The organism is Pandoraea anhela, assembly GCF_902459655.1.
Classification (GTDB): Bacteria; Pseudomonadota; Gammaproteobacteria; order Burkholderiales; family Burkholderiaceae; genus Pandoraea; species Pandoraea anhela.
Map to the genome: position 1 here is coordinate 1 of NZ_CABPSB010000005.1, position 24,288 is coordinate 24,288.

Here is a 24,288-nt window from a genome sequence, read left to right on the forward strand (position 1 = left end):
ATGATGTCGATCCTCCCCGCTTATGCACGATCGGCCACGCGCTCGCCGAGCAGACCGCTCGGACGGAACACCAGCACTACGATCAGCACGACGAACGCGAACACGTCCTGATAGTTACTGCCGAACACGCCACCGGTCAGATCGCCGATGTAACCCGCGCCCAGCGCTTCGATGAGGCCCAGCAGCACGCCCCCGACCATCGCCCCCTGCAAGTTGCCGATCCCGCCCAGCACCGCAGCAGTGAACGCCTTCATGCCGGGAATGAAGCCCATGTAGAAGTGCGCGTTACCGTAGTTCGACGCCATCATCACCCCCGCGAGCGCGGCCAGCGCGCCGCCGAGTGCGAAGGTCGCCGAGATCACGAAGTTCGGGTTCACGCCCATCAGACCCGCAACGTTGCGGTTCTCCGCCGTCGCGCGCATCGCACGCCCCAGCTTGGTGCGGTTCACGAGCTGCGTGAGGCCGAACATCACGAGGAACGCCACCACCACGATCACGATGCCCGTGCCGTTAGTGACCGCGCCCGGATGATCGCCGCGTGCCGGAATGACGGTCATGGCGTCGGTGGGCAGCAGTTGCGGGAACGAGAGAGGGTTACGCGACCAGATCAGCATGGCGATCGTCTGCAACAGCAGCGACACGCCGATGGCGGTGATCAGCGGCGCGAGACGCGGCGCGTTGCGCAGCGGCCGGTAGGCCACGCGCTCGATCACGAAGTTGGCTATCGCACACACGGGCATACACACGAGCGTGGCAATCGCCAGCATGAGCGCCGGGTTCATGTCCGGCGCGACCTTCAGCAGCAGGTTGATGGTGGACAGCGCGACCATCGCGCCGATCATCATCACGTCGGCGTGGGCAAAGTTGATGATGCCCAGAATGCCGTAGACCATCGTATAGCCCAGTGCAATGATCGCGTAGACGCTACCCAGCACGAGGCCGTTCAAGATTTGTTGGATAAAAATATCCATGAAGCTAACTCCTTGTCCCGGAAACGGGCTCTCGACACGCTAGCCAGATAGGCGTGCGAGGGGATCGAGAGAACTGCGGGTTATGAGGCGTAATCCTGTGTCAGGAGGAGGGCCGTGCCCGTCATGCAGGCACGGCGTCTTTCCGCAGAGATTGATACGGCACCGAGCGGGTAAGCAGCGGTGCCGTTTCATGGCGCAAGCGCCCTGGAGTTACATCTTCACCACGTCGAGCACGCTCTTCTTCTTGTCCTTGTAGTTGTAGAGCGTGATCACCGGCTCCTTCATGTCGCCCTTGCTGTCGAAGGCGATGTGACCGATAACACCCTTGTAGTCCGTCGCCGGCATGGCGGCCAGGATCTTGGCCGGATCGGCCGAGTTGGCGCGCTTCATGGCGTCGACGATCACGTTGACGGCGTCATACGTGAACGGGGCGTAGATCTGGATCGGCTGGCTGAAACGGGCTTCGTAACGCTTGGAGAAATCGCCGCCGCCCTCCATCTTCGACAGCGCCATACCGGCTTCCGAGCAGACGATGTTGTCGATGGCGTCGCCAGCGAGTTCGGCCACCTTGTCGGTACACACGCCGTCGCCGGCCAGCACCTTGGCGCCGATACCCAGTTCCTTCGATTGCTTGGCGAACGGGCCGCCGGTGGCATCCATACCGCCGTACATGATGATGTCCGGCTTCTCACCCTTGATCTTGGTCAGAATGGCGCGGAAGTCCGTGGCCTTGTCGTTGGTCGCGTCGTGCGAGAGCACCTTCAGGCCGTTGGCCTTGGCGGTCTTCTCGAACTCGTCGGCCAGCCCCTTGCCGTAGGCAGTCGCGTCGTCGACGATAGCCACCGACTTGGCGTTGAGCGACTTCGTTGCGTAGTTGGCCAGTGCCGGACCCTGCTGAGCGTCGGTGGCGACCACACGATAGGTCGTCTTGAAGCCCTGCTGCGTGTAGGCGGGGTTGGTTGCCGACGGCGAGATCTGCACGATGCCTGCATCGCTGTAGATCTTCGATGCCGGAATCGTCGTGCCGGAGTTCAGGTGGCCCACCACGGCGACGACTTTCTCGTCGACGAGCTTCTGCGCGACCTGCGTGGCGGTCTTCGGATCGGCAGCGTCGTCTTCTGCCACCAGTTCCAGCTTGACCGCCTTACCGTCGATCGTCAGACCCGCCTTGTTGACTTCCTCGATGGCGAGACGTGCACCGTTTTCGTTATCTTTGCCCAAGTGAGCAATTTGGCCCGTCAATGGTGCAACGTGACCAATCTTAATGACAACCGCATCGCCGCCCCCGCTGGCGGCAGTCGTCGCGGCAGGTGCAGAAGCGGCACCCGAATCGGCCTGCTTTTCTTCCTTCTGACCGCATGCCGCCAACAGCGTCACTGCGGCGACTACGGGCAGTACCTTCGCGAACTTGAGTTGCATGTGATTATCTCCTGATTGTCGGCGGTTTAATAACGCCAATAACGCCAATAACGCCAAATCGATGTTTCGTATGCGAAACGCGCGCATTGTAACTCCATTCCTTGCGGCTGCGACGCCCGCAGCCACAGGGTTTTCCATAATGGAGGACTAAGGTTTTATACCGACTTGTGCAACCCTATTTTTTCAAAAGCGCAACCCCGGATTTGTGAAAGGTTTTACGTACCCGGGCGCTGCTTCCCGGGTGGCTTTATGGTGCAACCGGTGCACCATTCATGGGCCCGGATGCCATGGTGATCTAATAAGCAATTAGCATGCCTATTGAGTTTGGAGCGATCTTTCCAATTAAATAGGTATGTAAATAACTAAAATCCTGAAAACCAGATGGCATTCTTTTTTGATTATTCCTTGCGTGTTGAATTGGTCCGTCTCCCGTTCGGTTTTGGCTGCCGAGACGTTAAAACTCCAAAAAACGGACATGCGGGGAAATTGCGAAAATCTGATGCCTCGCGCGAAGATACCGCAATGCGCCTCATCGAGACGGATCCGAATCTTTACCGATCGGACGTCGGGAAAGTCAGGCCGCCTGACGTGCCCCCACAGGAGGGAACATCGCGCTCAGGTGCGACGGGCATCGCCCTCGCCACTCACTCAACCAGCGAATCGGCAGCGCGGACGTAAAAAAACCGGGAGCCGTCAATGACGACACCCGGTTCATCGGCCGTGCGGTATTACCGCCGACCATGGGTATTCAGGTTCGCGATCCGGGACGGCATTATCCGTCCTGCGACACAGGCCCTCAGCCTGCGGCCACTTGCGTGAGACCCCTGGGCAGCGGGAACGCGATGTTCTCTTCCACGCCATCGAGCACCTTGACCTGATTGACGCCCAGTTCGCGCAACCGCGAGACGATCGATTGCGCCAGCACCTCGGGCGCGGACGCCCCGGCCGTCACTCCGATGCGACGCTTGCCGTCGAACCACTCCGGTTTGAGCTGATCCGGCGAATCCACCATATAAGACGGCACGCCCATCTTCTCGGCGACTTCACGCAGACGGTTCGAGTTCGAACTGTTCGGACTGCCCACCACGACCACCACGTCGCACTGCGGCGCCATGAACTTCACGGCGTCCTGACGGTTCTGCGTGGCGTAGCAGATGTCCTGCTTCTTCGGCTCGGTGATTTCGGGAAAGCGCTGCTTGAGGGCATTGATGACTTCGGCGGCGTCGTCGACGGACAGCGTCGTCTGCGTCACATAGGCGAGCTTGCTCTCGTCCGCCACTTGCAGCGCGAGCACGTCTTCGATCGTCTCGACGAGGAACATGCCCTCGCCCGACTGCCCCATCGTGCCTTCGACTTCCGGGTGGCCCTTGTGGCCGATCATGATGATCTCGAGCCCCTGAGCGCGCATCTTCGCGACTTCGACGTGAACCTTGGTCACGAGCGGGCAAGTGGCGTCGAAAATGCGCAGACCCCGCGCTTCGGCCTCGGCACGTACGGCCTGCGATACGCCGTGCGCGCTGAAAATCAGCGTATTGCCCGAGGGAACATCCGACAATTCCTCGATGAAAATCGCGCCCTTCTTGCGCAGATTCTCGACGACATACACGTTGTGCACGATTTCATGACGCACATAAATCGGTGCACCGTACATCGCGAGGGCGCGCTCGACGATTTCGATCGCGCGGTCGACACCCGCGCAAAAGCCGCGCGGCTGAGCCAGCAGGATTTCCGCATCCGACAGCGTCGGTGCTACGACTTGGGTGGCGCTCATTTCGATTCCTACAGAATGCCGATAATCTGAACTTCGAACACGATCGGCTGGCCCGCCAGCGGATGGTTGAAGTCGAACAATGCCCAGCCGTCGCCCAACTCGCGCAGGATGCCCGCATAACGGCCACCGCTCGGCGCGTTGAACTCGACCAGATCGCCAACGCTATATGCCTCGCCGAAGTTGCTGTTCTCCTCCAGCGTCTTCATCGAGACACGTTGCAGCAGATCCGGATTGCGCGGACCAAACGCCTGCTCCGGCGCCAGTTCGATCCGGCGGCGTTCCCCCACGGACATACCCAGCATCGCCTGTTCCAGCGTCGGGGCCATCTGGCCGCCGCCCAGTTGCAGCGTTGCCGGGGTGCCTTCGAAAGTGTTGACGATGTCGGCGCCGTCGGGCGCACCGATCCGGTAGTGGAGCGTCAGATAGGAATCGTCTTGAACCACGGGGGTTGCAACAGAACTCATGGGGGTCTCACAGCAAGGTCAAGCTATTATTGTAAGCGACGACGCGTTGCGCGTCCGGCTCCCCATCAAAGCAGCGCCGATTTTTTCCCTTCGGCGCCGGTATTTCTTATGAGTGACACCCGCGATCATGCGCGCGATCGTGTCCGCCTCCGGAGTCGTCATGTCCATCGCTCACTGGCCGCCCGCCGAGCGCCCCCGCGAGAAAATGCTGGCCCACGGGCCGAACGCCCTGTCCGATGCCGAGTTGCTCGCCATTTTGTTGCGAACCGGCTCGCATGGCCGTAACGCCGTCGATCTGGGACGAGAACTGCTGGCTCGCAGCGGCTCGCTCGGCCGTCTGCTCGCCACCCCGTTCGAGACATTGCGCCAGATTCCCGGCCTGGGTCAGGCCAAATCGCTTCAGTTTCAGGCCGCACTGGAGCTCGCGCGTCGCATGTTGCGCGAGGGCTTGCAGTCCGGCTGCATGCTCGACTCACCTGCCCGCGTTCGCGATTATCTGCGCCTCACGTTGCAGGACACCTCGCGCGAGCGCTTCGTCTGCCTGTTTCTGGACGCCGCGCATCGGCTCATCGGCACGCGGATCATGTTCGAGGGCACCCTCACGCAGACCTGCGCCTATCCGAGAGAGATCGTTCGCGCCGCGCTGGACGTTCACGCGGCTGCCATCATCGTGGCGCACAATCATCCCTCGGGCGTTGCCAGGCCCAGTGCGGCCGATCTCGCGCTGACGCGCCAGTTGGGCGACGGACTGGCGCTGCTGGAAATCCGCCTGCTCGACCATTTCATCGTGGCGGGCGACACCGTCTACTCGCTGGCCGAGGGCAGCAATATGTGACCGATGTGACCGATGTGACGCCGAACAACACCGTGCACATAAATTCGGCACACGGTTCGCATTCGAGCGCCGTTTACGCTATGATCCGTCCCTTCCCCGAATCTCCGACAGACGTTTCCCGCCAGGGACTCACGTCCTACATCGACTAAAGCGATTGATTTGTCTGGGATTTTTGTGGTATTATCGCGGTCTGTCTTTTCGACTCACCTTTTTTTACACAGAATTCTGGGTTAGGAGTGCTTCATGGCACGCGTATGTCAAGTGACCGGGAAAGCGCCGATGGTCGGCAATAACGTTTCCCACGCCAATAACAAAACCAAGCGCCGTTTCCTCCCGAACTTGCAAAATCGCCGGTTCTGGGTTGAGAGCGAAAACCGTTTTGTGCGTCTGCGCCTTTCGAACGCCGGCCTGCGCCTGATCGATAAGGTCGGTATCGATGCCGTTCTCGCGGACCTGCGTTCGCGTAACGCCATCTAAGTTTAGGAGCTCATCATGGCAAAAGGCGCTCGCGACAAGATCAAGCTGGAATCGACCGCAGGCACGGGTCATTTCTACACGACCACCAAGAACAAGCGTACCCATCCGGAAAAGATGGAAATCAGCAAGTTCGATCCGGTGGCTCGTAAGCACGTGCCGTACAAAGAAACCAAGATCAAATAAGATCAACAGGTTTCATCGCAGTGGTTCGCTACTGCGTTCGATACCCCGCCATTGGCGGGGTATTTTCGTTTGGGCGTCCCGAAAATCGTGATGCTACGCGTTGCGTAGTCACACGAAGCACAATTTCCCCGACGTGCGCATAGGGTCATGTGTCACGAGCGTATTGACTCGCTATACTGGCTCATCTCTCATCACGAGGATCGCGCCGCCGTTGTCGCGTCGATCCCAGACAGCGCTCGTATCATGAATTTCGATGTCGTCATTGTCGGCAGCGGGCTCGCCGGCCAGTCCGTCGCCCTGCATCTGGCCAATACCTGCCGCGTGGCGCTGGTCGCCAAACGCCCCATGCCGGAGGGTGCGAGCGATTGGGCACAGGGCGGCATCGCCGCTGTGCTGGACTCCACCGACAGTGTCGACGAGCATGTCGCCGACACGCTCGTGGCGGGTGCGGGCCTGTGTGACGAAGCGGCCACGCGATTCATCATCGAACATAGCCGTGAAGCCATCGAGTGGCTCATCGAGCAAGGTGTTCCCTTCACGCGCGATGCGCAAGCCGAACTCGGTTTTCACCTGACGCGCGAAGGCGGACACAGTCATCGCCGCATCATTCACGCGGCAGACGCAACGGGGCATGCCGTCATCACCACGCTCACCGAGCGCGTGCGCAAGCATCCGAACATCACCCTCTTCGAAAATCACTTCGCGGTCGATCTGATCACGTCCGACCGTGCCGATGCAGCACCGACCGCCGGACGTCACTGTCAGGGCCTTTACATGCAGGACCTTGGCACCGGCGCAGTTCATGCGGTGACGGCCCGGCATACGGTGCTGGCCACCGGCGGTGCAGGCAAGGTCTATCTGTACACCACCAACCCCGACACCGCCACGGGTGACGGCATTGCGATGGCCTGGCGCGCCAGCTGCCGGATCGCGAACATGGAGTTCATCCAGTTTCATCCGACGTGCCTTTATCATCCGTACGCCAAGTCCTTCCTGATTTCCGAAGCGGTTCGCGGCGAAGGCGGACGTCTCGTATTGCCCGACGGCACGCGCTTCATGCCTGCGCACGATCCGCGCGCTGAGCTGGCGCCACGCGATATCGTCGCCCGCGCGATCGATTTCGAGATGAAGAAACACGGCCTCGATTGCGTGTACCTCGACATCAGCCATCAGAGCCCCGAATTCCTGCGCGAACACTTCCCTACGATTCTCGCGCGCTGTGCCGAATTGGGGATCGACATCACGAAGCAGCCGATTCCCGTCGTGCCCGCGGCACATTACACATGTGGCGGGATCGTCACCGACATGCATGGGCGCACCGATCTGCCCGGCCTCTATGCCGTCGGCGAAGCGACATACACGGGCCTGCACGGTGCGAACCGTCTCGCCAGCAATTCGCTGCTCGAATGCGTTGTGCTCGGCAAGGCGGCGGCCGAGGATATTCAGCGCGGCGAGGCGACGCATCCGGCCGTTACCGACGTGCCCGCATGGGATGAAAGCCGCGTCTCGGATGCCGATGAAGAAGTGGTTGTCGCGCACAACTGGGACGAGTTGCGTCGCATGATGTGGAATTACGTCGGCATCGTGCGCACGACCAAACGACTCGAACGGGCGCAACATCGTATCGCGTTGCTACGCGAGGAAATCGCCGAATACTACGCAAACTTCCGCGTCAGTCGCGACCTGCTGGAGTTACGCAATCTCGTCGATGTCGCGTCGCTGATCGTCGATAGCGCGCTGTCTCGTCGTGAGAGTCGCGGCCTGCATTTCTCGCGCGACTTCCCCGATACGCTGCCGAAAGCGCTACCAACAGTGCTATCGCCGACACTGCCCCACCGCGCTCGCTAACCGCGTCATCGCACTTGCGTCATAGCACTCGCCTCATAGCACTCAATAACCGCGCTGTAGCGCGAGGCAGGCGGATGCCGTCTGCGTGCGGCACACCGGAAAGCGATTGCGAAAACGCGCGTGCCATCGGCCAGCAAGACAACAGGCACAGCACGTGAAACACGGGCGGCAAAAACAAGGAGGCCGCAGATTTCACCCTGCGGCCTCGTTGTTTCCCATACGGCACCCCACCCCTGACGCCTATCCGACCGTCTCGAGAATCCGCATCGAGAAGTCCGTTGCACGAACGTCCTTGGTGAGGCCGCCGACGGAAATACGGTCCACGCCCGTTTCCGCAATCGCGCGCAGCGTTTCGAGATGGATGCCGCCGGACGCCTCCAGCACGGCGCGTCCATCGGCCACGCGTGCGGCTTCGCGCATCATTTCCAGCGTGAAGTTGTCGAGCAGAATCGAGGTCGCACCGCACGCCAGTGCCGTTTCGAGTTCGTCGAGCGACTCCACTTCGATCTGCACCGACGCCCCGTCGGCCAGACGATCGGCGTTCGCCAGCACCTGACGAATGCCACCCGCCGCCGCAATGTGGTTCTCCTTGATGAGAATGCCGTCGTAGAGCGCGAGACGCTGATTCGCCCCACCCCCCACGCGCACCGCGAACTTCTGCGCGAGACGCAGCCCCGGCAGCGTCTTGCGCGTGTCCAGCACACGCGCCTTCGTACCTTCGACGATATCGGCATAGCGGCGCACGGCCGTCGCGACACCCGAGAGCAATTGAAGGAAGTTCATCGACGTACGCTCGCCGGTGAGCAACGCGCGTGCCGGACCGTAGATATCGCAAACCGGCGCGTCGGGCGTCATACGCTCGCCTTCTCGGTAATGCCATTGCACGCGCACCGAGGCGTCCACACCCTGCATGCAGCGCTCGAACCAGCGAACACCGCACAATACCGCCGACTCACGCACGATGATCCGCGCATGCGCCATTTCGTCGGACGGCACGAGCAGGCCCGTCAGATCGCCGCTACCGATGTCTTCCGCCAGCGCATCGCGCACATTGCGCGAGAGCGCCGCTTCGAGCGGCTCGCCGAATGTCGTGAATTCCGGGGAGAGCGCCTCGGCGGTGCTCAACGTTTTCGATTGCGTCATTATGCGGGGCCTACACCGGCAAACAGCGCGCCGTCGCGCGCGAAGTCACCGCTGGCGCGCACGTTTTGTTTGCGCGCTTCAGCGAACGTCAGCATACGGTCGATACAGGTATGGGCACGGCGGCCGATGTCGGGATCGACGTGGATCTCATTGGCGCCCGTCGTCAGCACATCTGCCAGATTCTGCAAGCTGTTCATCGCCATCCACGGGCAATGTGCGCAGCTCTTGCACGTCGCGCTATTCCCCGCCGTCGGCGCTTCGATAAAGCGCTTGCCCGGCGCAGCGGCGCGCATTTTGTGCAAAATGCCGTTGTCGGTGGCGACGATGAATTCGGTGGCGTCCATGTTCTGCGCCGCCGCGATCATCTGAGACGTGGACCCGACGACATCGGCAAGCGCCACCACGGCAGCCGGCGACTCCGGGTGTACCAGCACCTTGGCGTTCGGATGTTCGCGACGCAGCAGTTCGAGTTCGGTCCCCTTGAATTCGTCGTGCACGAGGCACGCCCCCTGCCACAGCAGCATGTCGGCGCCCGTCTGCTTCTGGACGTAGCTGCCCAGGTGACGGTCAGGCGCCCACAGAATTTTCTTACCCTGTGCATGCAGATGCGCCACGATCTCGAGACCGATGGACGACGTCACCATCCAGTCGGCACGCGCCTTCACCGCCGCGCTCGTGTTCGCATAGACGACCACGGTGCGATCCGGATGCGCATCGCAGAAGGCGGCGAATTCGTCGGCCGGGCAGCCCAGGTCGAGCGAGCAGGTCGCATCGAGATCGGGCATCAAAATGCGTTTTTCGGGACTGAGAATCTTCGACGTCTCGCCCATGAAGCGCACGCCGGCGACCACCAGCGTCCTGGCAGGATGATTGCGGCCGAAACGCGCCATTTCGAGCGAATCGGCCACGCAGCCGCCGGTCTCCTCGGCGAGGTCCTGCAAGTCGGCGTCGACGTAGTAGTGGGCCACCAGCACGGCGTCCTGCTCGACGAGCAAACGCTTGATTCTGGCCTTGAGCGCCGCGCGTTCCTCCTGCGACGGCGCATCCGGGACGCGTGCCCAGGCTTGGGCAACGCACGTGGCGCCGCTCGGTGCGGGGCGCTCGAATTCTACGGATTTGAGTGAGGCATTCATTTTCACGTGGCCCGTGGGATAGGCCGGGAATGACAAAACCCCGCCGTGGCGGGGTTTCGATTATGCGTCAAAAACAGATTTCTGGCTGAGCCCGTTCACGCGTAGCGACGCAGACGCGTGGCAAACTCCTGCAACGCGTGAATACCGCTCTGCTCCGCGCGGTGGCACCAGTTCTGCAACTGACCCAGCAATTGCTCGCGCGACGCATTCGAGCGATCCCAGATACCGGCCAGTTCACGGCGCAGCTCGTAGTAGGTCTTCACTGCATTGCTGTGCGCGAAGATCTCGCCCAGTTGCTGCTTCTGCGGCTCTTGCAGCGAGGCTTCGTCATGATGCAGCCACTTGCGCGCACCACGGAACAGCTGATACTCGCCATGCTGACGCTTCTCCTTGAAACGCGCCAGTTCCTCGCCATAGGCGCGCTTGAACGTCTTCGCGTAACGCGCCATCACTTCGTAGCGGTTCGAGAGCACCGCCTGCAACGTATCGTCGTCGCAAGCCGCCTTGACCTTCGCGAGCTTCGGCGTCGGCGCGATCTTCTTCACCTTGGCCAGCCCCACGAACGACAGCGTGCGAATGTACAGCCAGCCGATGTCGAACTCGTACCACTTGTTCGACAGCTTGGCCGACGTCGCGTACGTATGGTGGTTGTTGTGCAGCTCTTCGCCGCCGATGATGATGCCCCACGGCAGCAGGTTCGTCGACGCGTCGGCGCAGTTGAAGTTACGGTAGCCCCAGTAGTGGCCCAGACCGTTGACGACACCTGCCGCCCAGAACGGGATCCAGACCATCTGCACGGCCCACACGGTCAGACCGATAGCGCCGAACAGCGCGATGTCGATGATCATCATCATGCTGATGCCGAGAATCGGAAAACGCTTGTAGATGTTGTTCTCGATCCAGTCGTTCGGCGTACCGTGACTGAACTTGCGCAGCGTTTCTTCGTTCTTCGCTTCGGCGCGATACAGCTCGGCGCCTTGGGCCAGCACTTTCCAAAGGCCGCGCGTTTGCGGGCTATGCGGATCTTCCGGGGTCTCGCACTTCGCGTGGTGCTTGCGGTGAATGGCAGCCCACTCGCTGGTGATCATGCCCGTGGTCATCCACAGCCAGAGGCGGAAGAAGTGGGCGACGATCGGATGCACGTCGAGCGCACGGTGCGCCTGGCAACGATGCAGGTAGATGGTCACGGCGGCGATCGTCACATGGGTGACGGCCAACGTGAAGAAAAAGATCTCCCAGCCGCTCCAGTCGAGCAGGCCGGTCGAGAGAAATCCAAGGAGACTGTCCAGCAAAATATCACTCCAAACTAATCAATACGGTAGCCATCACGGCAAGGATCCAACGATGCCGTGTCTTGTCTTGTCGGGCCGAAGCGGCCTCTGGGCCGTCGCGTCAGGTCTCGTTCTTGCGCTCGCTTGACGCTTGGATTCGCTGGAGGTCGGCAAGTTGCGAAATGCCGTGGCGATATGGGCGGAAAACGTGCCAGTGAACGTCTGGTTTTTATGGTTTGGGACGCATTTTACCCGACCCGCCGATGCCCGTGTGTGGCCTGTCGGCCACGCATTTTGTCGCAGGTCAACCCGGCGCTTTAGGGAAAAGGGTCTATCCGGCCTTCTTTACGGTGTCATCCGCCTGTGGTTGCGCCCGTTGGGGCGCCGCCGCGGGCGACGACGTGGATGCCACCGGTAAATCGGGGCGAGCGAGCGCCGGAGGGACCGCTTCCGCAGGAATACCGTCCGCCCAGTCGTTCAGAATGCGTATTTCGCGCTGCGCATACGGAATTTCAATACCGTGTTCGCGAAATGTGCGCCAAATCCGCAAATTAATCTCCGAACGGATCGCACCGCTCCCCTGCGCCGGGTCTTGCACCCAAAAGCCCATTTCCAGATCCATCCCATCGGCGCCGAAATTCAGCAGCAACGCCGACGGCGCGGGATCGGACAATACGCGGGGAATGCCCTCCGCAGCCTTGAGCATCAGCGACATCGCAAGCTCCACGTCAGCGCTGTAGGCGACCTGTACGTTCACCTTCGCCCGGCCACGCGTTTCCGTGAACGAGTGGTTTTGCACGACGTTCGTCACCAGTTGTTCGTTCGGCACCAGGGCTTCGACCCCGTCCAGCCCGCGCACGACCGAATACCGCGTATTGATCTGCGAAACGGTACCGTGGTACGTCGATACCGTGATCAGGTCGCCAATCCGCACGGAACGGTCGAGCAGGATGATGAATCCCGACACGAGGTTCGAGGCGATCTTCTGCAAACCGAAGCCCAGCCCCACGCCCAATGCACCGCCGAACACGCCGAGCACCGTGATATCGATGCCGACGAACGACAGCGTCGCGAGCACGGCAACGAGCGTGAGCAACCCTTTGACCAGCCGCGAGAGCACCACCTTCAGGTTGCCGTCGAGCGTGGTCGTGCGCATGATCCGGTCTTCGATCAACGAGCCGACCCACATCGCGAGCACGAGCGTTACACCGATCCAGAGCAGCCCGGACAGCATCGAGAGCAGCGTCAGATGGCTGCTGCCGACCGCGAACTTCACGCTCCCGAGCCATTTGAGGATGTCGTCGTGCACGCCGAGCACATAGGCCAGCATCGACAGCCAGGCGAGCGTCGTGAATACGCGCTCGAACACCTTCAGCACGCCCGACGCATGTGGCGACGACGCGAACAACCGGCGTGCGAAGTAGAACGCGAGATAAATGAACGCCGTGCCGAACAGCGGCACTTCGGCGAGCATCAGCAGCGAGACGCGCGTGTACTCCTGAAGCACCACGCGCGTGAGCGCCACGCACATCCAGCCGAACATCGGGAAAAACGAGCGACGCAGACTCGATGAGCCGGCCCGGCGCGCCGGCGCGACACGCTCGAAGTGGCGGTCGAGACGGCCGATCATCCAGCGCCGCAGCACGAACGCGACGGCGAGCGCGCCCACGAGCGCAACGATCTGCCAAATGATCTGCGGGTCGCCAAAGTCACGGACAACGTCCCGCACCAACCTCGCGAAAGCCGGACTTTCCTGCATCGCCATATCCCTTCTGTCTATGCTTGTCGTACGCCGATACTAGCCGACGCGGCGCGGCACGGCGCCGCCCCCGCCAAAATCACGCTTTCGTGGCGGCCCGGCGCTCGAACACTGCGGCAAAGAAGCCGTCGGTAGCGTTGCGGTTCGGCAGCAGTTCGAGATACTTGCCCGTGTCGAGTCCGATTTTTTGCGACGCCAGCAACTCGTTCGCGGGCAGCAGCACGAAGTCCGGATGCGCTGCGGCGAACGCCTCGGCAATCGCGCCGTTCTCTTCCGTCAACAAGCTGCACGTGGCGTACACCAGCCGACCGCCCGGTTTCACCAGACGTGCGGCGCTCGCGAGGATCGACGTCTGCTTCTGCGTCAGTTCCTCGACCGATTGCGGCGACTGGCGCCACTTCAGATCCGGATTGCGACGCAGGGTGCCGAGCCCGCTGCACGGCGCATCGACCAGCACGCGGTCGATCTTGCCGGCCAGACGCTTGATCTTGCTGTCGTTCTCGCTGTCGATCATCACCGGATAGACGTTAGACAGGCCACTGCGCGCCAGACGCGGCTTGAGCTTCGCCAGTCGCTTCTCCGACACGTCGAAGGCATACAGACGCCCGGTCGAGCGCATTTGCGCGCCGATAGCGAGCGTCTTGCCGCCGGCACCGGCACAGAAGTCGACGATCATCTCGCCACGACGCGGCGCGACCAACTGGCACAGCAACTGGCTACCCTCGTCCTGCACCTCGATGGCGCCGGACATGAAGAGCGGATGCTTTTGCAGCGCGGGCTTGCCCGACAGACGGATGCCATGGGGGGCAAGCGGCGTCGGCTCGGCCGAGAAACCGTCCTCGCGCAGCTTGGCAAGCACCTCGTCGCGCGTGGCCTTCATCAGGTTCACGCGGCAGTCGAGCGGCGCCGGCTGGTTCAGCGAGGCAGCGAGCGCTTCGAGTTCGGCGCTGTCGAAACGCTTGGCCAGACGGTCATACAACCACTCCGGCAAGTTAGTGCGCACTCTCGGCGCGAGGCTTGCCGGATCGATCTGACCGACGTGTTCGAGCCAGGCGGCCTCATCGGGTGTCGCCACCAGTTCCACCGACGCGATGCCGCGCGTGAACGCAAGGCCGAGCAGCGCCAGACGGCGCTCTTGCGAGCCCGTGCCACTCACGGCGTGCTGACCGAATTCAAGCTTGCGACGCAGAATGGCGAACACCGTCTCCGCCAGCACACCGCGCTCGCGATGCCCCAGCTTGTCGTTGGCACGGAAGTATGTGCTCACGAGCGTGTCGGCCGGGCCCGTGAACGTGAGTACGCTGCCCAGCAGCCGTTGCGTATGCTCGAACAGCGCCGGCGGCAAACGTTCGCCGCGCATGCCGGTGCCGCCGACGACGGGCGGCGCCTCGTGACGGCGATCGTTGCGCGAACGATCGTAGCGATCGGGGCGCACGTAGTTGCGCTCGCCGTTGCCGCCCTTGGACGGATGACGGGCGTCGGAGGAACGGCCGCCGGCGCGGTTACCGGATTGATGAGCGCCATCGCGGCGCTGAGTCGGGCGGGTACTCATGCGTCCTCACCAAAAAGCCATTGCGAATCCGAGGCCCCGGGAGTCCTGGAGGTATCGGAAGAATCTGAAGAATCGGCAGTGCCGTCGGCGCGCGGCACGACCGTCACGCGGCCATCGGCCACGACGAGACGGTCTTCCACGAACCAGCGCACCGCGCGCGGATAAATGATGTGTTCGAGCGGCAGAATACGCTCGGCCAGTGTCTGCGGCGTGTCGCCCGGGCGCACCGGTACGGCCGTTTGCAGCACGTACGGGCCGTGGTCGAGTTCGGCGGTCACGAAGTGCACAGTGGCGCCGACGATCTTGCAGCCGGCTTCCAGCGCGCGGGCGTGCGTTTGCAGCCCCGGGAACGCAGGCAGCAGCGACGGGTGGATGTTGATGAGCCGACCGGCATAGCGCTCGGTGAACGCCGGCGTGAGAATGCGCATGAACCCGGCGAGCACCACCAGATCGGGCTGATGACGATCGATCTCGACCGAGAGTTCGGCGTCGAAATCCTCGCGGGTCTTGCCGCGACTGGGCACGACGGCCGTGGCGATGCCGTTTTCCTGCGCGAATGCCAGGCCTTCGGCCTCGGGACGATTGGCGATGATGGCGGCCACGCGGGCCGGCCAGCCTTCTGCGGTACAGGCCCGGACAATGGCCTGCATGTTGCTGCCTCGTCCGGAAATCAGGATGACAATGTTCTTCATCGCCGGATTTTATCATTGGCGCGGCGCACCAGACAGCGCGATGCGCGCCGCGATGGCCCCGAAGCGTTTATAATTCAACGTTCTGCGGCGCCGCAATGTCGGATCGGCCGTCCTGCGTCGTCCGGGTCCCGCCCCGCCGCCACAGGCCGCCGGGCCTTCCCAGCCACGCCGCGCGGTTCCTCCAACCCTCAACGTCCTGTACTGACGCTTCCTTATCGTGCGAGTCTTCCGGGGTCTACCCAACGCGCAAAGCAAAGCGCCCTGCGTGCTGACGATCGGCAATTTCGACGGCGTGCACCTGGGCCATCAGGCACTGCTCGCGCGCGTGCGCGCGGCGGCGGCGGCGCGCGGCTTGCCGGTATGCGTGATGACGTTCGAGCCGCATCCCCGCGAATACTTCACGCCCGACCGGGCGCCCGCGCGCATCTCGAACCTGCGCGACAAGTTCGAGGCGTTGCGCGCGCAGGGCGTCGACCGTCTGGTGGTGGAGCACTTCAACGCCCATTTCGCCGGTCAGTCGCCCGAAGATTTCGTGCGCAACATCATCGTCGACGGCCTGCACACCCGCTGGCTGCTGGTGGGCGACGATTTCCGCTTTGGCGCCAAGCGCGCGGGCGACATCGAATATCTCCGTGATGCCGGCCGCCGCTTCGACTTCGTCGTGCAGCAAATGCCGACCATCGCCCACGACGGCGTGCGCATCTCCAGCTCGGAAGTGCGCTCGGCGCTCGCCGACGGCAACTTCGAGCGCGCGCATGCGCTGCTCGGTCGCCCGTACGCGATCACCGGCCACGTCGTGCACGGCATGAAGCTCGGCCGCAAGCTGGGCTACCCGACGCTCAATCTGCGCATCGCTCACAAACACCCGGCTCTCACCGGCATATTCGTCGTGCAGGTCCACGGGCTGGCGGACAAACCGCTGCCGGCCGTGGCCAGTCTCGGCCTGCGCCCGACCGTGGACGATTCCGGTCGCGTGCTGCTCGAAGTGCATCTGCTCGATTTCGCGGGCGATTGCTACGGCAAGCTGGTGCGCGTGGAATTTTTGCAGAAACTGCGTGACGAAGCGAAATTCGACGGACTGGCCGAACTCGAAGCCGCCATCGCGCAGGACGCGCGCGAGGCGCGCGCCTATTTCGCCCACGCGCTCGACGCCAACGGCCCGAGCGCACGGCGCGACTTCGCCACCTCGGCCACCGACCGAATTAGTTGATCTTCGCCCGCGTGCGCCGGCGCCCAGCGCCACGCGCGCGGCCCGCCGCCGTCTTCGGCTCCTGTCCGGGCGTTGCCCCGTCGGCCTTGAAACAGGCCCGGCAACGTCTGCGGCGCGAGCGCCCCACACCCGATATCCAAAATTCGAAGCGTTGCACCATGAGCGAAAAGAAAGCCCCGAGCAAATATCCCGTCAACCTGCTGGACACGCCGTTCCCGATGCGCGGCGACCTGCCCAAGCGCGAGCCGCTGTGGGTCAAGCAATGGCAGGAGAAGAAGATCTACGACAAGATCCGCCGCGCCAGCAAAGGCCGCCCCAAGTTCATCCTGCACGACGGCCCGCCGTATGCGAACGGCGACATCCACATCGGGCACGCGGTCAACAAGATCCTCAAGGACATGATCGTCAAGGCGCGCAGCCTCGCGGGCTTCGACGCGGCCTACGTGCCGGGCTGGGACTGCCACGGCATGCCCATCGAAATCCAGATCGAAAAACAGTTCGGCAAGCACCTGCCGGTGCGCGAAGTGCAGGAAAAGGCGCGTGCCTACGCCGCCGTGCAGATCGAGCGCCAGAAGGCGGACTTCGAGCGTCTGGGCGTGCTCGGCGACTGGGATAATCCGTACAAGACCATGAACTTCTCCAACGAAGCGGACGAACTGCGTGCGCTGGCGAAGATTCTGGAGAACGGCTATGTCTATCGCGGCCTGAAGCCGGTGAACTGGTGTTTCGACTGCGGCTCGGCGCTGGCCGAAGCGGAAGTCGAGTACAAGGACAAGACCGATCTGGCCATCGACGTGGGCTTCGCCTTCGCGGAACCGGAAAAGGTCGCCAAGGCGTTCGGCCTGCCGAAGCTGCCGCGCGAAGACGGTTACCTCGTCATCTGGACGACGACCCCGTGGACCATCCCGTCGAACCAGGCGCTCAACGTCCATCCGGAAGTCGAGTACGCCCTCGTGTCGACCGAGCGCGGCCTGCTGATCCTCGCCACCGATCGCGTCGAAGCGTGTCTGAAGACGTACGGCCTGCATGGCGAGATCGTCGCCCGCACGAAGGGGGAGGCGCTCTCGCTGATCCGCTTCCGCCACCCGCTCGCGAGCGCCGACGCCGGCTACGACCGCACTTCGCCCGTCTACCTCGGCGACTACGTGACGACCGACACCGGTACCGGTATCGTCCACTCCGCGCCGGCCTACGGCGTGGAAGACTTCGTGTCGTGCAAGGCGCACGACATGCCGGACTCGGAAATCCGCATGCCGGTGCTCGGCGACGGCCGTTATCAGGACAGCCTGCCCCTGTTCGGCGGCCAGTCGATCTGGGATGCCAACCCGGTCATCGTCGAAGCGCTGCGCGACGCAGGCTCGCTGTTCCACTCGTTCAAGTACACGCACAGCTACATGCACTGCTGGCGTCACAAGTCCCCGATCATCTATCGCGCGACGAACCAGTGGTTCGCCGGCATGGACGTGAAGCCGGTCGACGGTGCGCCGGGTAACGGTCAGACGCTGCGCGAAATCGCGCTGGCCGGCATCGAAGCCACGGAGTTCTTCCCGTCGTGGGGCAAGCAGCGTCTGCACAACATGATCGCGCACCGCCCGGACTGGACGCTCTCGCGTCAGCGTCAATGGGGCGTGCCGATGGCGTTCTTCGTCCACAAGGAAACCGGTGCGCTGCACCCGCGCACGCCCGAGTTGCTCGAAGCCGTGGCCAAGCGTGTCGAACTCGAAGGCATCGAAGCCTGGCAAACGCTCGACCCGGTCGAACTGCTCGGCGACGAGGCCAAGGATTACGTGAAGAACCGAGACACGCTCGACGTGTGGTTCGATTCGGGCACCACGCATTGGCACGTGCTGCGCGGCTCGCATGCGCATGAACTGGCCTTCCCCGCCGACCTGTATCTGGAAGGCTCGGACCAGCATCGCGGCTGGTTCCACTCGTCGCTGCTGACGGCCTCGATGCTCGACGGCCGCCCGCCGTACAAGGCGCTGCTCACGCACGGCTTCACCGTCGACGGCCAGGGCCGCAAGATGTCGAAGTCGATCGGCAACACCATCGTGCCGCAGGAAGTTGCGGGCAAGCTGGGCGCCGAAATCATCCGTCTGTGGGTGGCGTCGACCGACTATTCGGGCGAACTGTCGATCTCCGACGAGATCCTCAAGCGCGTGGTCGAGAGCTACCGCCGTATCCGCAACACGCTGCGCTTCCTGCTCGCGAACCTGGCCGATTACGACCATGCGAAGCACGCCATGCCGGCGGACCAGTGGCTCGAAATCGACCGCTACGCCGTGGCGCTGGCGCAGTCGCTGCAAACCGAAGTGCTCGGCCACTACGACCGTTACGAGTTCCACCCGGTGGTGTCGAAGCTCCAGACGTTCTGCTCGGAAGACCTCGGCGGCTTCTACCTCGACATCCTGAAGGATCGTCTGTACACGAGCGCACCGGACGCCCCCGCACGCCGCGCCGCCCAGAACGCGCTGTACCACATCACGCACGGTCTGCTGAAGGTCATGGCCCCGTTCCTGTCGTTCACGGCGGAAGAAGCGTGGCAAGTGTTCCAGCCGGGCAACGACACGATTTTCACGGAGACCTACTACGCTTATCCGGAAATCGCGGAAGGCACGCGTTTGCTCGAGAAGTGGCATCTGCTTCGCGCGGTGCGCGGCGACGTCACCAAGGCGCTCGAAGAAGCCCGCGCCGCCGAGCAGATCGGCTCGTCGCTGCAAGCGGAAGTGGACGTGCGCGTCTCGGGCCGCAAGCACGACGTGCTGGCGAGCCTCGGCGACGATCTGCGCTTCGTGCTGATCACCTCCGCCGCCAAGGTCACGCAAGTGGCCTCGGAAGCGGACGAAGGTGTCGTGGTCACGCCGTCGACGCATCAGAAGTGCGAGCGTTGCTGGCACTATCGTGAAGACGTGGGCGCGGATACCGCCCACACGACCCTTTGCGGACGCTGCGTGTCGAACCTCTTCGGCAGCGGCGAACACCGGAGCGCGGCATAATGGCAAGCAAGGCAGGCGCCCGTTCGGGCGCGAAACGTAGTTCGGGCAGTTCGGGCGGCAGCGCACGCAGCGGGGCCGCCTTCGGGCTGGCGCCGTGGCTGGGGATCGCAGTCGTTGCGATCCTGCTCGATCAGGTCACCAAGCTCACGATACTGAAGACGTTCCAGTACGGCGAATTCCGTCCGCTGACCTCGTTCTTCAACCTTGTGCTGGTGTACAACAAGGGCGCGGCGTTCAGCTTCCTGGCGGCCGCCGGCGGCTGGCAACGCTGGTTCTTCACGCTGCTCGGCGTGGTGGCGGCAACGGTCATCGTGCTGCTGCTCAAGCGTCACAACGGCCAGAAGATGTTCTGTCTTTCGCTCTCGCTGATTCTCGGCGGTGCGCTGGGCAACGTGATCGATCGCGTGATCTACGGCCACGTGATCGATTTTCTGGACTTTCACGTCGGCGGCTGGCACTGGCCTGCGTTCAACGTGGCCGACTCGGCCATTTGCGTGGGCGCGGTGCTGCTGGTGATCGACGAGTTGCGACGCGTGCGGCGCGGCAAATAGCGCAGGCAGGGCCGCGGCGTAGTCTGCGGCGCGACCGTTCGCGCATGGCATGCGTGCGACGGATCGGCAAGCAACACACCCCGTCGCGGCGTCCTGGAGGCGCCGCGCGGCACTTTGGAGGAGGCATGTCTTATGGAACGCGGTGAACTGGCCGGCAAGCGCATCGTGCTCGGCCTGACGGGCGGCATCGCCTGCTACAAGTCCGCGGAGCTTACGCGGCTGCTCGTCAAAGCCGGTGCGACGGTGCAGGTCGTCATGACCGAGGCCGCCACGCAATTCATCACCCCGCTCACGATGCAGGCGCTCTCGGGCCGCCCGGTCTTCACCAGTCAGTGGGACAACCGCATCGATAACAACATGGCGCACATCGACCTCTCGCGCGAGGCCGACGCCATCCTCATCGCCCCCGCCTCCACCGACTTCCTCGCCAAGCTCGCACACGGCATGGCCGACGATCTGCTCTCCACGCTCTGTGTGGCGCGCGACTGTGCGTTGCTGGTCGCCCCCGCGATGAACCGTCAGATGTGGGCCAACCCGGCCACACAGCGCAACGCCGCCACCCTGCGTGGCGACGGCATCGAGATCCTCGGTCCGGGCAGCGGCGATCAGGCCTGCGGGGAGATCGGCGACGGGCGCATGCTCGAACCGGAGGACCTTTACGAGGCGCTCGCTGCGTGCTTCCAGCCGAAGCGTCTGGCGGGACATCGCGTGCTGATCACTGCCGGCCCCACGTTCGAGCCCATCGATCCTGTCCGTGGACTGACCAATCTGTCGAGTGGAAAAATGGGCTTCGCGCTCGCGCGCGCCGCCGCGCAGGCGGGCGCCGACGTGCATCTCGTGGCTGGCCGGACATCGCTCGCGACGCCCTATGGCGTGACGCGCAGCAACGTCCAGACCGCACAGCAGATGTACGACGCGGTGATGGCGGACGTCTCGCGCCATGACATCTTCATCGCTGTGGCGGCGGTCGCCGACTGGCGCGTGCGCGACATGGCGCGCGACAAGATCAAGAAGACAGGCGACGCCGACGTGCCGACGCTCGAATTCGTTCAGAACCCCGACATCCTCGCGGCGGTGGCGAAACTGCCGAAACCGCCTTACTGCGTGGGCTTTGCCGCCGAGTCCGGCGATCTGGAGACGCACGGCGCGCAAAAGCGTCAGCGCAAGCAGGTGCCGCTGCTCGTCGGCAATCTCGGCCCGGCCACCTTCGGTCAGGACGACAACGAAGTCGTTCTGTTCGACGAGACCGGTCAGAAACGTCTGCCGCGCGCCGACAAGCAGTCGCTCGCCCGCAGCCTGATCGTCGAAATCGCGGCACGCCTGCCGTCTCGCCGCCCTTCCGGCACGCCGGGCTGACCCGCCAGAGACGGCCGACGCCGTCGTCAATACCCCGACAGACAGCCCGTCTGTCATTGTCGTTGTCCGGCGACACTGACAGACTGGCGGGGTTGGCGGGGTTCGCGATGGCAGGATTGGTGCGCGAGGCGCTTCACATGTCGCCATGCCGCCATGCCGCCCCGCCTCGCTGCCGTCATCCGTATCTTGACCCTCGGGTCGACGCACACGATAACAACCAAAATGACACAACCGCCCTCCGCCGCGCGCCCCGACGTCAGCGTCTACGGGACACTGAGCATGCTCGCCGCGATCATGTTCTTCGGGTTCATGACGATCGGCATGCCATTGCCGGTCCTGCCGGTGTACGTCCATGAAACGCTCGGCTTCGGCTCATTTGTCGTCGGTGTGACGATCGGCATTCAGTCGGTCGTCACGCTGCTGCTGCGCTCCTACGCGGGCCGCACTGTCGACACACGCGGCCCGCGTCATGCGGTGCTGACCGGCCTGTGCGGCTGTGCGGCGGCGGGCGTGCTGTACCTCGTCGCATCGGTCGTGCCGAACCCGTCGCTCGCGCTCGGCGTACTGCTCGCAGGACGCGTCGTGCTCGGCTTCGGCGAGAGCCTGCTGCTCACGGGCGGGATGTCGTGGGGCATCGGCCTGCTCGGCGCCGCACACGCCAGCAAGGCGATTTCCTGGCAAGGCGTGTCGATGTACACCGCACTGGCCGTCGGCGCGCCGTTTGGCGCGTATTTGCTGCAAGCAGCGGGCTTCACCGTCGTTTCGCTCGTCAATATCGGCCTGCCCGCCGTCGCCTTCGCGATTGCACTGCGACTGCCGGCCGCGGCGCCCGTGGGCGGCACGCGTCTGCCGTTCTTCAGGGTGGTCGGGCTGGTGTGGCGTCCCGGCCTGGCGATGACGCTCGGCAGCATCGGCTACGCCGTGATCGCCGCGTTCATCACGCTGTTCTACGCGAGCCACGGCTGGTCGGGGGCCGCGTTCGCCCTCACGCTCTACAGCGGCACGTTCATCGCGATGCGCGTGCTGTTCTCGCACGCCGTCGACCGCTTCGGCGGACGCCGCGTCGCCATGGGTTCGCTGATCTTCAGCGCCATCGGCCAATTCCTGCTGTGGGGCGCCGTCAATCCGCAGATGGCATTGGCCGGTGCCGGCCTCACGGGGCTCGGCTTCTCGCTGGTGTTTCCCGCGCTCGGCGTGGAGGCGCTGCGTCAGGTACCCCCGCAGAACCGCGGGGCGGCGCTGGCCGCCTACTCGGCGTTCTTCGATCTGGCGCTCGGTCTGATCGGACCGATGGCCGGGCTCGTCGCAAACTTCTTCGGCTACGCTTCGATCTTCCTTTGCGGCGCATTGGGCGGCATCGTCGCCATTCTGATGATTGCGCGCCTGCCGCATGCAGGCCCCGGCGCAGCCCCGGTGGATGCGTCCGCTGGCAGCGGCCACTGACCGGCATGACGCCGTGTCGATGCCGTTGGGGTGTGCGCAACGTCAACGCGTAACGTCAACGCCTAACGCCCCGGCCGTCGACCATGGAGTGAAAACACATGGATCAACCCACCCATCCCCCTGCCAGTGGCACCGCAAAGCGCATCAAGCTGTCGGTGCTCGATCAAACGCCCGTGATTCACGGGCATAGCGTGGCCGATGCCATAGCGGCCACGGTCGAGCTGGCGCAAGCCGCCGACGAGCTCGGTTATACGCGCTACTGGTGCGCCGAGCACCACGGGCTGCGTGGCGTCGCGAATCCGGCGCCGGAGGTGATGATCGCGCGTCTGGCCAGCGTGACGAAGCATCTGCGCGTCGGCTCCGGTGGCGTGATGCTGCCGTACTACAGCCCTTTCAAGCTGGCCGAGCAGTTTCTGATGCTCGAAGCGCTGTTTCCGAATCGCATCGACCTCGGCGTCGGGCGCGCGCCGGGGGGCGACATGCGCACCGCGCGCGCCGTTGCGAAAGGGCCGTACGATGCCGGCGAGCACTTCCCGCAGCAAGTTGCAGAACTGGCGGGTCTCTTTGGCGATACGCTGGCCGAGGACCATCCATATCGCGGCGTGTTGCTGCAACCGGTGATCGACACACGTCCCGAATTGTGGGTGCTGGGATCGAGCGAATTTGGCGGCCTGCTCGCGGCGCAACTCGGCCTGCGCTACTGCTTTGCCCACTTCATCAACGCCCATTACGGACATCGTGTGACACAGGCGTATCGCGAACGCTTCACACCCGGGCCAATGGAGAAACCGTACTGCGCCGTGGCGCTATTCGTCATTTGCGCCGATACTGACGCCGAAGCCGAAGCGCTGGAAGCGGGTGTGGACTTGCGTCGTGTGCAAATGGCGTATGGCATGAACGAACCGGTGCCGAGCCTCGAACAAGGCGCACAAGCCAAGCTGCAATACCGGGATCGGGAACTGTCCGTGATCGCGCGGGAGAAGCCGCGTAGTATCATCGGCACCCCGGAGCGCGTGACCGAACGTGTGCTGGCATTGCAGGCGCAGTTCGACGCCGACGAAATTATCGTGCTGACGGTCGCCGGCAGCTATCGCGCCCGTCTGCGATCCCACGAGTTGCTCGCGCAAGCGTTTTCGCTACGCGCCGAGGGCTGACACCCGCGGCCCGGCCACACCGCCACCGAACGCCTTTGCCCAATTCACCGCCATAACGCT

The 24,288-nt window shown here is 63.5% G+C and carries 20 protein-coding genes; 10 read left to right on the forward strand and 10 right to left on the reverse strand.

Annotated elements, in window-relative coordinates; genetic code table 11:
• Positions 1 to 20: 20 nt before the first annotated feature.
• From PAN31108_RS08915 to PAN31108_RS08930, 4 genes are all read right to left on the reverse strand, one after another.
• Positions 21 to 971: a branched-chain amino acid ABC transporter permease gene (locus PAN31108_RS08915; protein WP_150668522.1), complete on the reverse strand. Its 951-nt coding sequence runs from the start codon at positions 969 to 971 to the stop codon at positions 21 to 23.
• A 210-nt stretch (positions 972 to 1,181) separates the two neighbouring features.
• Positions 1,182 to 2,390, reverse strand: coding sequence for a branched-chain amino acid ABC transporter substrate-binding protein (locus PAN31108_RS08920; RefSeq protein ID WP_150668523.1), 1,209 nt, complete (start codon positions 2,388 to 2,390; stop codon positions 1,182 to 1,184).
• A gap of 796 nt (positions 2,391 to 3,186) precedes the next feature.
• Positions 3,187 to 4,161 carry a 4-hydroxy-3-methylbut-2-enyl diphosphate reductase gene (ispH, locus tag PAN31108_RS08925; protein ID WP_150668524.1) on the reverse strand — a complete coding sequence of 325 codons (975 nt, stop codon included), beginning with the start codon at positions 4,159 to 4,161 and terminating at the stop codon, positions 3,187 to 3,189.
• 8 nt (positions 4,162 to 4,169) lie between these two features.
• Entirely contained in the window at positions 4,170 to 4,625 is a 456-nt protein-coding gene (locus PAN31108_RS08930; protein ID WP_150668525.1) for an FKBP-type peptidyl-prolyl cis-trans isomerase, read from the reverse strand.
• A gap of 160 nt (positions 4,626 to 4,785) precedes the next feature.
• Here PAN31108_RS08930 and radC point away from each other — a divergent pair, with 160 nt between their 5' ends.
• The 4 genes from radC (at position 4,786) to nadB (ending at position 7,968) form a co-directional block, all read left to right on the forward strand.
• Positions 4,786 to 5,460 carry a RadC family protein gene (gene radC / locus PAN31108_RS08935; protein ID WP_150668526.1) on the forward strand — a complete coding sequence of 225 codons (675 nt, stop codon included), beginning with the start codon at positions 4,786 to 4,788 and terminating at the stop codon, positions 5,458 to 5,460.
• Between the two features lie 243 nt (positions 5,461 to 5,703).
• A complete protein-coding gene (gene rpmB, locus PAN31108_RS08940; RefSeq protein ID WP_039400832.1) occupies positions 5,704 to 5,937 on the forward strand; it encodes a 50S ribosomal protein L28 in 234 nt (77 codons plus the stop codon).
• Between the two features lie 15 nt (positions 5,938 to 5,952).
• Positions 5,953 to 6,120: a 50S ribosomal protein L33 gene (rpmG, locus tag PAN31108_RS08945; protein WP_010807102.1), complete on the forward strand. Its 168-nt coding sequence runs from the start codon at positions 5,953 to 5,955 to the stop codon at positions 6,118 to 6,120.
• A 243-nt stretch (positions 6,121 to 6,363) separates the two neighbouring features.
• A complete protein-coding gene (gene nadB, locus PAN31108_RS08950) occupies positions 6,364 to 7,968 on the forward strand; it encodes an L-aspartate oxidase (protein ID WP_150668527.1) in 1,605 nt (534 codons plus the stop codon).
• Between the two features lie 240 nt (positions 7,969 to 8,208).
• On the opposite strand, the gene nadC is transcribed toward nadB, so the two are convergent.
• From nadC to purN, 6 genes are all read right to left on the reverse strand, one after another.
• The gene (gene nadC, locus PAN31108_RS08955; RefSeq protein ID WP_246183854.1) at positions 8,209 to 9,111 is read right to left on the reverse strand and encodes a carboxylating nicotinate-nucleotide diphosphorylase; all 903 of its coding nucleotides are present in this window, start codon (positions 9,109 to 9,111) and stop codon (positions 8,209 to 8,211) included.
• Positions 9,111 to 10,244 carry a quinolinate synthase NadA gene (nadA, locus tag PAN31108_RS08960; protein WP_150668528.1) on the reverse strand — a complete coding sequence of 378 codons (1,134 nt, stop codon included), beginning with the start codon at positions 10,242 to 10,244 and terminating at the stop codon, positions 9,111 to 9,113. The genes nadC and nadA overlap by 1 nt, the downstream gene beginning before the upstream one ends.
• Positions 10,245 to 10,339: 95 nt before the next feature.
• A complete protein-coding gene (locus tag PAN31108_RS08965; RefSeq protein WP_150668529.1) occupies positions 10,340 to 11,536 on the reverse strand; it encodes a DesA family fatty acid desaturase in 1,197 nt (398 codons plus the stop codon).
• A 310-nt stretch (positions 11,537 to 11,846) separates the two neighbouring features.
• Positions 11,847 to 13,280 carry a mechanosensitive ion channel family protein gene (locus tag PAN31108_RS08970; RefSeq protein WP_370819605.1) on the reverse strand — a complete coding sequence of 478 codons (1,434 nt, stop codon included), beginning with the start codon at positions 13,278 to 13,280 and terminating at the stop codon, positions 11,847 to 11,849.
• Positions 13,281 to 13,353: 73 nt separating this feature from the next.
• Positions 13,354 to 14,634 (reverse strand): RsmB/NOP family class I SAM-dependent RNA methyltransferase, encoded by a 1,281-nt coding sequence (locus PAN31108_RS08975; RefSeq protein WP_150668758.1) that lies wholly within the window; start codon positions 14,632 to 14,634, stop codon positions 13,354 to 13,356.
• Positions 14,635 to 14,822: 188 nt separating this feature from the next.
• Entirely contained in the window at positions 14,823 to 15,518 is a 696-nt protein-coding gene (purN, locus tag PAN31108_RS08980; protein ID WP_246183855.1) for a phosphoribosylglycinamide formyltransferase, read from the reverse strand.
• 217 nt (positions 15,519 to 15,735) lie between these two features.
• Between purN and PAN31108_RS08985 the strand changes: the two genes are divergently transcribed.
• The 6 genes from PAN31108_RS08985 (at position 15,736) to PAN31108_RS09010 (ending at position 24,228) form a co-directional block, all read left to right on the forward strand.
• Complete coding sequence (locus PAN31108_RS08985; RefSeq protein ID WP_150668531.1) at positions 15,736 to 16,728, forward strand: bifunctional riboflavin kinase/FAD synthetase; 993 nt, start codon at positions 15,736 to 15,738, stop codon at positions 16,726 to 16,728.
• Between the two features lie 158 nt (positions 16,729 to 16,886).
• Positions 16,887 to 19,724 carry an isoleucine--tRNA ligase gene (ileS, locus tag PAN31108_RS08990; RefSeq protein WP_150668532.1) on the forward strand — a complete coding sequence of 946 codons (2,838 nt, stop codon included), beginning with the start codon at positions 16,887 to 16,889 and terminating at the stop codon, positions 19,722 to 19,724.
• The gene (gene lspA / locus PAN31108_RS08995; RefSeq protein WP_150668533.1) at positions 19,724 to 20,275 is read left to right on the forward strand and encodes a signal peptidase II; all 552 of its coding nucleotides are present in this window, start codon (positions 19,724 to 19,726) and stop codon (positions 20,273 to 20,275) included. The genes ileS and lspA overlap by 1 nt, the downstream gene beginning before the upstream one ends.
• 132 nt (positions 20,276 to 20,407) lie before the next feature.
• Positions 20,408 to 21,631, forward strand: a complete 1,224-nt coding sequence (gene coaBC / locus PAN31108_RS09000; protein ID WP_150668534.1) for a bifunctional phosphopantothenoylcysteine decarboxylase/phosphopantothenate--cysteine ligase CoaBC — start codon at positions 20,408 to 20,410, stop codon at positions 21,629 to 21,631.
• Positions 21,632 to 21,853: 222 nt separating this feature from the next.
• Positions 21,854 to 23,074, forward strand: a complete 1,221-nt coding sequence (locus PAN31108_RS09005) for an MFS transporter (protein WP_150668535.1) — start codon at positions 21,854 to 21,856, stop codon at positions 23,072 to 23,074.
• A 98-nt stretch (positions 23,075 to 23,172) separates the two neighbouring features.
• On the forward strand, positions 23,173 to 24,228 hold the full coding sequence (locus PAN31108_RS09010) for an LLM class flavin-dependent oxidoreductase (RefSeq protein WP_150668536.1): 1,056 nt from the start codon (positions 23,173 to 23,175) through the stop codon (positions 24,226 to 24,228).
• The last annotated feature ends 60 nt before the right edge of the window (positions 24,229 to 24,288 follow it).

Excerpts from the sequence above, each read along its gene's own strand:
- PAN31108_RS08915 (WP_150668522.1), bottom strand. The coding sequence starts at position 971 with ATGGATATTTTTATCCAACAAATCTTGAACGGCCTCGTGCTGGGTAGC.
- PAN31108_RS08920 (WP_150668523.1), bottom strand. The coding sequence starts at position 2,390 with ATGCAACTCAAGTTCGCGAAGGTACTGCCCGTAGTCGCCGCAGTGACG.
- ispH (WP_150668524.1), bottom strand. The coding sequence starts at position 4,161 with ATGAGCGCCACCCAAGTCGTAGCACCGACGCTGTCGGATGCGGAAATC.
- PAN31108_RS08930 (WP_150668525.1), bottom strand. The coding sequence starts at position 4,625 with ATGAGTTCTGTTGCAACCCCCGTGGTTCAAGACGATTCCTATCTGACG.
- radC (WP_150668526.1), top strand. The coding sequence starts at position 4,786 with ATGTCCATCGCTCACTGGCCGCCCGCCGAGCGCCCCCGCGAGAAAATG.
- rpmB (WP_039400832.1), top strand. The coding sequence starts at position 5,704 with ATGGCACGCGTATGTCAAGTGACCGGGAAAGCGCCGATGGTCGGCAAT.
- rpmG (WP_010807102.1), top strand. The coding sequence starts at position 5,953 with ATGGCAAAAGGCGCTCGCGACAAGATCAAGCTGGAATCGACCGCAGGC.
- nadB (WP_150668527.1), top strand. The coding sequence starts at position 6,364 with ATGAATTTCGATGTCGTCATTGTCGGCAGCGGGCTCGCCGGCCAGTCC.
- nadC (WP_246183854.1), bottom strand. The coding sequence starts at position 9,111 with ATGACGCAATCGAAAACGTTGAGCACCGCCGAGGCGCTCTCCCCGGAA.
- nadA (WP_150668528.1), bottom strand. The coding sequence starts at position 10,244 with ATGAATGCCTCACTCAAATCCGTAGAATTCGAGCGCCCCGCACCGAGC.
- PAN31108_RS08970 (WP_370819605.1), bottom strand. The coding sequence starts at position 13,280 with ATGGCGATGCAGGAAAGTCCGGCTTTCGCGAGGTTGGTGCGGGACGTT.
- PAN31108_RS08975 (WP_150668758.1), bottom strand. The coding sequence starts at position 14,634 with ATGCGCGGCGAACGTTTGCCGCCGGCGCTGTTCGAGCATACGCAACGG.
- purN (WP_246183855.1), bottom strand. The coding sequence starts at position 15,518 with ATGAAGAACATTGTCATCCTGATTTCCGGACGAGGCAGCAACATGCAG.
- ileS (WP_150668532.1), top strand. The coding sequence starts at position 16,887 with ATGAGCGAAAAGAAAGCCCCGAGCAAATATCCCGTCAACCTGCTGGAC.
- lspA (WP_150668533.1), top strand. The coding sequence starts at position 19,724 with ATGGCAAGCAAGGCAGGCGCCCGTTCGGGCGCGAAACGTAGTTCGGGC.
- coaBC (WP_150668534.1), top strand. The coding sequence starts at position 20,408 with ATGGAACGCGGTGAACTGGCCGGCAAGCGCATCGTGCTCGGCCTGACG.
- PAN31108_RS09005 (WP_150668535.1), top strand. The coding sequence starts at position 21,854 with ATGACACAACCGCCCTCCGCCGCGCGCCCCGACGTCAGCGTCTACGGG.
- PAN31108_RS09010 (WP_150668536.1), top strand. The coding sequence starts at position 23,173 with ATGGATCAACCCACCCATCCCCCTGCCAGTGGCACCGCAAAGCGCATC.